Annotated in this window: 10 protein-coding genes; 4 read left to right on the top strand and 6 right to left on the bottom strand. The window is 56.1% G+C overall.

All coding sequences use genetic code 11. From position 1 onward, the window contains the following. Window positions 1-90 precede the first annotated feature (90 nt). The 5 genes from galK to modE form a co-directional block, all read right to left on the bottom strand. Window positions 91-1,239: a galactokinase gene (gene galK / locus ED901_RS10365; protein ID WP_122095855.1), complete on the bottom strand. Its 1,149-nt coding sequence runs from the start codon at window positions 1,237-1,239 to the stop codon at window positions 91-93. Then, a complete protein-coding gene (galT, locus tag ED901_RS10360; protein WP_122095854.1) occupies window positions 1,236-2,288 on the bottom strand; it encodes a galactose-1-phosphate uridylyltransferase in 1,053 nt (350 codons plus the stop codon). Before galT ends, galK begins: the two co-directional genes overlap by 4 nt. 19 nt (window positions 2,289-2,307) lie before the next feature. Next, complete coding sequence (galE, locus tag ED901_RS10355; RefSeq protein WP_056771711.1) at window positions 2,308-3,324, bottom strand: UDP-glucose 4-epimerase GalE; 1,017 nt, start codon at window positions 3,322-3,324, stop codon at window positions 2,308-2,310. Between the two features lie 297 nt (window positions 3,325-3,621). Beyond that, on the bottom strand, window positions 3,622-5,091 hold the full coding sequence (modF, locus tag ED901_RS10350; protein WP_122095853.1) for a molybdate ABC transporter ATP-binding protein ModF: 1,470 nt from the start codon (window positions 5,089-5,091) through the stop codon (window positions 3,622-3,624). A 125-nt stretch (window positions 5,092-5,216) separates the two neighbouring features. Further along, window positions 5,217-5,999 (bottom strand): molybdenum-dependent transcriptional regulator, encoded by a 783-nt coding sequence (modE, locus tag ED901_RS10345; protein WP_122095852.1) that lies wholly within the window; start codon window positions 5,997-5,999, stop codon window positions 5,217-5,219. Between the two features lie 172 nt (window positions 6,000-6,171). Here modE and ED901_RS10340 point away from each other — a divergent pair, with 172 nt between their 5' ends. The 4 genes from ED901_RS10340 (at window position 6,172) to modC (ending at window position 9,083) form a co-directional block, all read left to right on the top strand. Beyond that, window positions 6,172-6,327, top strand: coding sequence for an AcrZ family multidrug efflux pump-associated protein (locus ED901_RS10340; protein ID WP_072158040.1), 156 nt, complete (start codon window positions 6,172-6,174; stop codon window positions 6,325-6,327). Between the two features lie 233 nt (window positions 6,328-6,560). After that, window positions 6,561-7,334 (top strand): molybdate ABC transporter substrate-binding protein, encoded by a 774-nt coding sequence (modA, locus tag ED901_RS10335; protein ID WP_122095851.1) that lies wholly within the window; start codon window positions 6,561-6,563, stop codon window positions 7,332-7,334. Next, entirely contained in the window at window positions 7,331-8,020 is a 690-nt protein-coding gene (modB, locus tag ED901_RS10330) for a molybdate ABC transporter permease subunit (protein ID WP_122095850.1), read from the top strand. The genes modA and modB overlap by 4 nt, the downstream gene beginning before the upstream one ends. A gap of 1 nt (window position 8,021) precedes the next feature. Then, entirely contained in the window at window positions 8,022-9,083 is a 1,062-nt protein-coding gene (gene modC / locus ED901_RS10325; protein WP_122095849.1) for a molybdenum ABC transporter ATP-binding protein ModC, read from the top strand. Here modC and ED901_RS10320 read toward each other — a convergent pair. Continuing rightward, complete coding sequence (locus tag ED901_RS10320; protein WP_056771734.1) at window positions 9,080-9,343, bottom strand: helix-turn-helix transcriptional regulator; 264 nt, start codon at window positions 9,341-9,343, stop codon at window positions 9,080-9,082. The two genes, modC and ED901_RS10320, sit on opposite strands and share 4 nt — an antisense overlap. Between the last annotated feature and the right edge of the window lie 113 nt (window positions 9,344-9,456).

The following is a 9,456-nucleotide window of genomic DNA, read 5'->3' as shown; positions in this document are numbered from 1 at the left end:
CCATGAATGTGGCGGTGGCACCCGCCGCATTCTGTAGCGTTACCTGTTCAAACGGCTGGCCATCGGGGGCCAGCTGTGTGTTTTCAGGTTTTAACATACGCCTGCTCCTTGTGAAGCGGTGCAGACGTAGAAGGTTTCTTTCAGGCCGCTGTGCGCCTGATATTGCTGTTCAACCGCGTGACGGACTTTTTCCACCATGTCTTCCGGCACCAGCGCCACGATGCAGCCACCGAAGCCGCCGCCGGTCATGCGCACACCGCCTTTATCGCCGATCACTTCTTTGACGATGTCCACCAGCTTGTCGATTTGCGGTACGGTGATTTCGAAATCATCGCGCATGGAGACGTGAGATTCCGCCATCAGTTCGCCCATACGTTTCAGGTCACCGCTGGCCAGTGCGTCAGCCGCTGCCAGCGTACGGTCATTTTCAGTGATAACGTGACGCGCACGGCGGGCCACCACCGGATCCAGCTCGTCCTGAATGGAGAAGAACAGGGCAGGGTCTACGTCACGCAGCGCTTTCACGCCGAAGAAGCGGGCCGCCACTTCGCACTGTTCGCGACGGGCGTTGTATTCGCTGTCCACCAGGCCGCGTTTCACGTTGGAGTTGATGATGACGACGGCTGCATTTTTCGGCATAGACACCGCGCGGGTTTCCAGCGAACGGCAGTCAATCAGCAGGGAGTGATTTTCCTTGCCGAGGGCGGAAATCAGCTGATCCATGATGCCGCAGTTACAGCCGACAAACTGGTTCTCCGCTTCCTGGCCGTTCAGCGCCAGCGCCACGCCGTCCAGCGGCAGGTCGTACAAGGATTTCAGCGCCTGACCCACCGCCACTTCCAAAGATGCCGATGAGCTCAGGCCCGCGCCCTGTGGCACGTTGCCGCTGATCACCATGTCTGCGCCGGAGAAATCTTTATTACGCAGCATCAGATGTTTCACCACGCCGCGCACGTAGTTGGCCCACGGGTGCGTGTCGGAGTGCAAAATAGGTTCGTCGAGAGAGAAGCTGTCTTCATCGTTGTCATAATCGGCGGCGATCACGCGGATCGTGCGGTCATTACGCTGTGCGCAGGCGATCACTGTTTCATAGTCGATGGCACACGGCAGCACGAAGCCGTCGTTGTAGTCGGTATGTTCGCCAATCAGATTCACGCGGCCCGGCGCCTTGATGGTGATGGTCGCAGGGTAGCCGAATTTATCAGCAAAGATTTCAAGGGTTTTAGTTTTCAGATTCATTGTTTTTCTCCGGCCTCACGATAATGGACATCACTCACCGCCCGCAGACGTTCAGCGGCTTGTTCCGCCGTCAGGTCGCGTTGGGTTTCAGCCAGCATTTCGTAGCCGACCATGAATTTGCGTACCGTGGCTGAACGCAGCAACGGCGGATAGAAGTGGGCATGTAACTGCCAGTGCTGGTGGTCGCCTTCGGTAAACGGCGCGCCGTGCCAGCCCATTGAATACGGGAAAGAACACTGGAACAGATTGTCGTAGCGGCTGGTCAGTTTTTTCAGGGCCAGGGCTAAATCACTGCGCTGTGCGTCGGTTAAATCAGTGATGCGCAGAATGTGTGCTTTCGGCAGCAGCAGTGTCTCGAATGGCCACGCCGCCCAGTAAGGCACCACCGCCAGCCAGTGTTCGGTTTCCACCACCGTACGGCTGCCGTCGGCCAGCTCACGCTGAGCATAATCGACCAGCATCGGCGAACCCTGTTGTTCGAGATAGGCACGTTGCAGGCGGTCTTCACGTTCAGCTTCGTTTGGCAGGAAACTGTTGGCCCAGATCTGGCCGTGCGGATGCGGGTTGGAGCAGCCCATTGCCGCGCCTTTGTTCTCGAAAACTTGCACCCACGGGTAGGATTTACCCAGATCTGCGCTCTGTTCCTGCCAGGTTTTCACCACATCGGTCAGCGCTTCTACGGAAAGTTGCGGAAGCGTTTTGCTGTGATCGGGCGAAAAGCAAATCACCCGGCTGGTGCCGCGCGCACTTTCCAGACGCATCAGCGGATCGGTGCTTTGTGGCGCAAACGGTGTGTCTGGCATCAGTGCAGCAAAATCGTTGGTGAACACATGGGTGCTGGTGTACTGAGGATTCACATCACCGGTGACGCGGGTATTCCCCGGACACAGGAAGCAGTCAGGATCGTGCGCTGGCAGAACCTCATCCGAAACGGCTTCCTGCTGCCCTTGCCACGGGCGCTTGGCGCGGTGCGGGCTGACTAAAATCCACTGATCGGTCAGCGGATTGTAGCGACGATGTGGGTGATCAATTGGGTTAAACGTGGTCATAAAGATTCCTTAGTCCGCCTTAGTCTGGGTAACCTTGCGGGTTTTTCGACTGCCACAGCCAGGTGTCATTCGCCATATCTTCCAGCGTACGGGTGACTTTCCAGTTGAGCTCTTTTTCGGCTTTGGCCGGGTCTGCCCAATAGGCCGGTAAGTCGCCGTCACGGCGTGGCGCAAAGGTGTATTTCACCGGTTTGCCGCAGGCTTTGCTGAAGGCGTTGATCACTTCCAGCACGCTTTGGCCGAAACCCGCGCCGAGGTTGTAAATGTGAACGCCGGATTTATTGTGCAGGGTTTTCATCGCCGCCAGATGGCCGTCGGCCAGATCGACCACGTGGATGTAATCACGCACGCCGGTACCGTCTTTGGTCGGATAATCATTGCCAAATACGGCAACGGACTCACGGCGCCCGACCGCCACCTGCGCGATAAACGGCATCAGGTTATTCGGCACGCCCTGCGGATCTTCACCCATCAGGCCTGACGGATGTGCGCCGACCGGGTTGAAATAGCGCAGCAGCGTCATGCTCCACTCCGGCTCAGCGCGCTGAACGTCTTCCAGAATTTGCTCGACCATCAGTTTGCTGCGGCCATAAGGGCTGGAAGGGTTACCGGTCGGGAAGTCCTCAACGTAAGGTGTTTTTGGCTGATCGCCATACACGGTCGCCGAGGAGCTGAAAATCAGGTTTTTGACGCCCGCATCGCGCATGGCTTCAAGAAGGACCAGCGTACCGGTGACGTTATTGTCGTAATACGCCAGCGGTTTGGCGACGGATTCGCCCACGGCTTTCCAGCCTGCGAAGTGAATCACCGAATGAATCTGGTTTTCGCTGAAAATTTTATCGAGGATCGCGCGGTCACGGATATCGCCTTCGTAGAACAGCGGCGTTTTGCCGGTGAGCGTGTTGATACGTTCAAGCACGCTGACTTTACTGTTGTGAAGGTTGTCCAGAATGACGGGTGTGTAACCCGCTTCAATTAACTGCACGCAAGTATGACTGCCGATGTAACCGCTACCACCTGTGACTAAGACGTACATAATCGCTCCCCGATGAGTATCAATGTTGCAACGATATCACGCTGCTAGGCTGAAAAAGGTGATCCATCCCCAATAAAATGGAATCGCTTACACAAACAGTTTACCACCTTTCCACGGCGCTAAACAGGTGATACCGGCGATATCGAAAGCGGAGTGTAGATCATCTCGCCCCACAACAGGCGGCTTGTGTAATCGATTACACTGATCACTCAGCAGGGTTTGAAAACAGTTTCAGGGGAGAAAAAAGCAGGATGTCGTCAGAAAAGCGGCCTTCCGCAGCAGGAAGGCCGTGAGGGATTACAGCTGTTCTGTCTGATACCGGTAGATATCGCCGTCAGGAATAAAACTCAGGCGGTGAGTAATGCACTCAGGCGCATCTTCAGGGTGATGCGAAACAAACAGCAACTGGGTGTCACCTTCGCCAATCAGAATATCCACAAAGCGGCGCACCAGCTGACGGTTGATCGGATCCAGACCCTGTAACGGTTCGTCGAGGATCAGCAGCGCAGGGTGTTTCACCAGCGCGCGGGCAATCAGGGCCAGCCGCTGTTGCCCCCACGACAAACTGTGAAACGGCGTCTCTCCGGCGCTGCCGCCGAGGCCGAGGAGAGTCAGCCACTGCGATGTGAGCAGGCGCTGCCGGTCGGAAACGGCCTGATAAATCCCGATGGAATCGAAGAAACCCGACGTAATGACGTTGCGCACGCTGGTGCTGACGCGGTAGTCGAGATGCAGGCTGCTGCTGACGTAACCGATATGGCGTTTGATGTCCCAGATGGTTTCACCGCTGCCACGACGGCGGCCAAAAAGCGTCAGATCGTTGCTGTAGCCCTGCGCGTGATCGCCGGTAATCAGGCTGAGCAGGGTGGATTTACCCGCTCCGTTTTGCCCGGTGATTTGCCAGTGCTGACCGGGATCAACCTGCCAGCTCAGGTGATGCAGGATAGGTTTATCGTCGTATTGCACCACACCGTCGCGCAGAACGATCAGCGGGCAGTCTGCCGGCGGGCTCACGCGCATCGTCGGGTCTTCGGCTTCCGGTACCGCCATGCCGCTCAGGCTTTCACTGTGCGCCAGCTGCGCCACCAGGGCATCGGCCATCACCTGTTCACGCGGGCCGAATGACGCCAGCGTGCAATCGGCCAGCACGCCGACGTGTTGAACGAACGGCGGAATATCGTCAAAGCGGTTCAGCACCAGCACCATGGTCTGCCCGTGTTCTGACAGCGTGGCGAGCAACTGCGCCAGCTGGGCGCGGGCGTTGACGTCCAGACCGTCGAAAGGTTCGTCGAGCACCAGCAAATCGGGTTGTTGCATCAGCACCTGACACAGCAGTGTTTTGCGGGTTTCGCCGGTAGAAAGGTATTTGAAGCGGCGATCGAGGAGTTTCTCAATGCCAAATTGGGCGGCGAGGGCAGCACAGCGCGCCGGATCCTTCACCTCTTCCTGAATGATGTCGGCAGTGGTGCGGCCGGTATCGTCCTCGCCTTCACTGAGCAAATCGGTGTTGTTGCGCTGCCATTCATCGGCCACCAGTTTTTGCAGCTGCTCGAAAGAAAGTCTGACGATATGCGCAAAGCTGCTCTCGCGCGTGCCTTTGAGAAGCGTTAAGTCACCGGCAAGCGCACGCGCCAGCGCGGATTTTCCGCTGCCGTTGGAGCCAACGAAGGCCCAGGTGTCACCCTGCTGCAGGGTCAGATCGGAAAGTGTGAGGGTTCGGGTATCGCTCAGGCGGAAAATACCTTGCGAGATGTGCAACGACGGCATGATTTATCCCTTTTTATGCAGGCATGTTATGTAAGAAGGGATAAGCGCTGCCGCCGTGCAAGTCAATTGACAATTCTGCAAAGTGTTAACGCTGATTCTGCAAGGATATGATTAACAGGGCATTTTTAGCACAGCGTGGCAAGAATCACTTTATCGTCATCAAACTGAGCAAACACAGACTGACCGGTCGCCAGCCGCAGACTGTCGGTATCCTGGTTCGGAACGGTGGCGCATAACGTCTCGCCGCCGGTAAGTTTCAGCAGTACCTCGCTGTTCAGTTCGCCGCGCTGAATATGGGTCACTTCGCCCGGTAATGCGTTATGCGGATTTTCCGCGCTGAGCCCGAGGGTGATCCACGGCGCTTTGATCAGCACCAGCACTTCTTTGCCGGGCGTCAACGCCAGCCGGTCAGCACTTTGTTCGGTGATGGCGGCGCGGATCCGGGTTTCGCCATCAGCCAGCACCACATCAATATGCTGCTGTACCGTTTCGTGGCTGCGTTCCACCACGTTGCCGAAGAACTGATTGCGCGCGCTGGTCTGGAGGGAAAAGCGCGAAATGGCGGCCAGCAGGCTGTCGAGCGGCAGGGAATCTTCTTTCAGCACATCAAAGGCTTTTTGCTGGATCTGCGCCAGCAGTTCGTACAGCTGGATCAGCCGCTCCCCGTAAGGCGTGAGGATCGCGCCGCCGCCGCCTTTACCGCCGGTACTGCGCTCGACCAGGGTATCATCCGCCAGCTGGTTCATCTCGTTGATGGCGTCCCACGCGCTTTTATAACTGATACCCGCCAGCTTCGCGCCCTGGCTGATTGAACCGGTATGGCGTATCTGGCGCAGTAATTCCATACGACGCGGGTCAGCGAACAACCGCTCCCGCAGCTTGAGGGTTAACAGGATTTCAGCTTGCATGTCAGCTTCCTTAATGGACGAAGGGGCATTGTCGCCGTTAAACCGGTCTGCAGGCAAGTTGGCGAAATGCTAAAGTAATTGCAGCCCCGTGCTGTTATTATCCGTCACAGTCTGTAATTCAGTTTATGAACATCGCCGTGTTGTGCGATTCAGCCAGTCAAGTGAGGCTATCATGTTAGAATTAATCGAAAGTTTGGTATTCGCTGCCATCATGGTGCCGATCTTCATCGCAGTGATCCTGGGCCTGATCTGGGGACTGGGCGAAGTTTTCAACATCATTTCGGTCGTCGGCCACTCTAAAGAGTCCCGCAATAAGCCTCATTACTGATACCCGCAGTATTGATTCGAATAACCCGGCCCCTGTGCCGGGTTTTCTTTTTTCTAAGCGCAGTGAAGCAGACAGCCCTTCGAAAACTTTTCAGCGAAGCCAGATCAACAAACATCAAGTTCCTGCCATTTCCGCCGATAAATCAGATGACACTCCTTTTTCCTGCGCTATATTGTTGCGTACATAACGCATCTTCAAAAGCATGAATAACCCATAACAGGCGAGGAAAAATGATGAAAACTTCTTGGGCGAAATTATTAACGGCGACCGTGCTGGTGGCAGGTCTGAACGTTCAGGCGCAGGCCGCAGAGAAAATCACGGTGTTTGCCGCCGCGTCGCTGACTAACGCCCTGCAGGATATCGCCGCGCAGTATCAGAAAGAAAAAGGCGTGCAGGTGGTGTCTTCTTTCGCGTCGTCATCCACTCTGGCACGCCAGATTGAACAGGGTGCACCGGCCGATCTGTTCATTTCTGCCGATCAGCAATGGATGGATTACGCCATCGGCAAGCAACAAATTGTCGATAACACCCGTTATACTCTGCTCGGCAATGAGCTGGTGCTGATCTCCGCTAAAACCAGCAAAATCGATAAAGTCGATATCTCTGAAAAAACAGAATGGCTGAAACTGATTGGCGACAGCCGCTTAGCCGTGGGCGATCCGGATCACGTCCCGGCGGGCATTTATGCCAAAGAGGCACTGCAAAAACTGGGTGCCTGGACCACGCTGGAACCGAAACTGGCGCGTGCCAGCGACGTGCGTGCCGCGATGGCGCTGGTAGAGCGTGAAGAAGCACCGCTGGGTATCGTGTACGGCTCTGATGCCATCGCCAGCAAAAAAGTGAAGGTTGTCGGTATCTTCCCGGCTGCAAGCCATAAGCCGGTTGAATATCCGATGGCTATTGTTAAAGGCCATGAAAATCCGACGGTCAGCGCGTTTTACGATTACCTGAAAACGCCTGCTGCCGCTGAGATCTTCACCCATTATGGATTTACGCCACGCAAATGATGTTGAGTGAATATGAGTGGCAGGCGGTATTTCTCAGTCTGAAAGTATCGAGCCTGTCCGTAGTTTGCAGTCTGCCACTTGGTATTCTGATGGCGTGGATTTTGGTCCGCTGCCGTTTTCCCGGCAAATCCCTGCTCGACAGCATTATCCATCTGCCACTGGTGTTACCGCCGGTGGTGATTGGCTATTTGCTGCTGGTAGTGATGGGAAGGCGCGGCGTGGTGGGCGAGTGGTTGTACGCGTGGTTCGGATTCAGTTTCAGCTTCAGCTGGCACGGCGCGGTACTGGCTTCTGCCGTCGTTGCCTTTCCGCTGATGGTGCGCGCCATTCGCCAGTCGCTGGAAGCCGTTGATCCTAAGCTGGAACTCGCCGCCCGGACGCTCGGCGCCTCGCCGTGGCGGGTGTTTTTCACCATTACCCTGCCGCTGTCCGTTCCTGGCGTGATCGTCGGTGTGGTGCTGGCATTTGCCCGCTCGCTGGGAGAATTTGGCGCAACCATTACCTTCGTCTCCAACATCCCTGGTGAAACCCGCACCATTCCGCTGGCGATGTACACCCTGATTGAAACCCCCGGCGCAGAGGGCGCCGCCGCGCGGCTTTGCGTGCTGGCTATCCTGCTGTCACTGGCGGCATTACTGATTTCTGACTGGCTGGCAAAGCGCAGCCGAACGCGGCTGGGAGGCTGACATGCTGGAACTGGATTTCAGTCAGCAACTGGGTGAGCTGAATTTACAGGTCACACAAACCTTACCGGCGCAGGGCATTACTGCGATTTTCGGGTTATCCGGCGCAGGGAAAACGTCGCTTATTAACGCCATCGGCGGCCTGACAAAACCCGACAGCGGCCATATTTCCCTGAATGGCCGTCTGCTGTCTGACGCGCAGGGCAAGATTTTTCTGCCGCCGGAAAAGCGGCGTGTCGGTTATGTGTTTCAGGATGCGCGGCTGTTCCCGCACTATCGGGTGAAGGGAAATCTGCAATACGGCATGGCGGCGTCGATGCGCGGCCAGTTCGACAGTATTGTCCGTTTGCTGGGCATTGAAGCTTTGCTCGACCGTTTTCCGCTCACACTTTCCGGCGGAGAAAAGCAGCGCGTCGCCATTGGCCGTGCGTTACTCACCGCCCCGGAAATTTTGCTGATGGATGAACCGCTGGCAGCGCTGGATCTTCCTCGTAAACGCGAACTCATGCCCTATCTCGAACGGCTGGCGCAGGAAGTCAGTATTCCGATTTTATACGTGACGCACAGCCTGGATGAAATTCTGCGGCTGGCGGAAAAAGTCCTGGTGCTGGATGCCGGTAAAGTATTGGCGATGGGCACTCTGGAAGAGGTCTGGGCGAGCAACGTGATGCGCCCGTGGCTGCCGAAGGAAGAACAAAGCAGCGTGCTGAACGTCAGCGTGCTGGAGCACCATCCGCGTTACGAAATGACCGCGCTGGCGATCGGCGATCAGCGTTTGTGGATAAGCAAAGTGGACGAAGAACCGGGCACGCCGTTGCGGGTGCGGGTCAATGCCACCGACGTTTCGCTGGTGCTGCAACCGACCGCCAATAACAGCAGCATTCGCAACGTACTGCCCGCGCAGGTGCTGGAATGTCTGGAGGTCGGCAATCAGGTGGAAGTGAAACTGGCGATGGCCGGCCACGTCATCTGGGCGCGTATCACGCCGTGGGCGCGGGACGAGCTGATGATCCGCGCAGGCCAGTGGCTGTATGCGCAGATTAAAAGCGTGTCGGTCAACCGTTAATCTTTTGGCGTATTGAAGTTTTCATACAGGCTCAGAACCTGCTCGGCGAAATCGTCGTCAATAATATAGAAATAGCATTCCGGTACGTTCAGCACGCGCGCGAAATGGCACAAAGTGTCGAAGTTCGGGCTGTACGTCCCGCTCTCATATTGCGATACCCGCGAACGTGCGGTGCTTTCATCAATGCCTCCTAACACACCCAGTTTCTCCTGCGTGAGTTTGGCTTTTTTCCGTGCTGATTTCAGTCTGTGCGGGATCATAGTCAATAACCATATAAACTGTATTGACGTTATGTTAAGCATCCCTTAACATATTGTTGTTTAGAGTTACTGAACGACGTAACGAGAAAGTGTAGACCACATTTCAACGGCTG

This window comes from Rahnella sp. Larv3_ips (assembly GCF_003697865.1).
GTDB classification, from domain to species: domain Bacteria; phylum Pseudomonadota; class Gammaproteobacteria; order Enterobacterales; family Enterobacteriaceae; genus Rahnella; species Rahnella rivi.
This window is presented reverse-complemented; position numbering and strand designations above follow the sequence as displayed.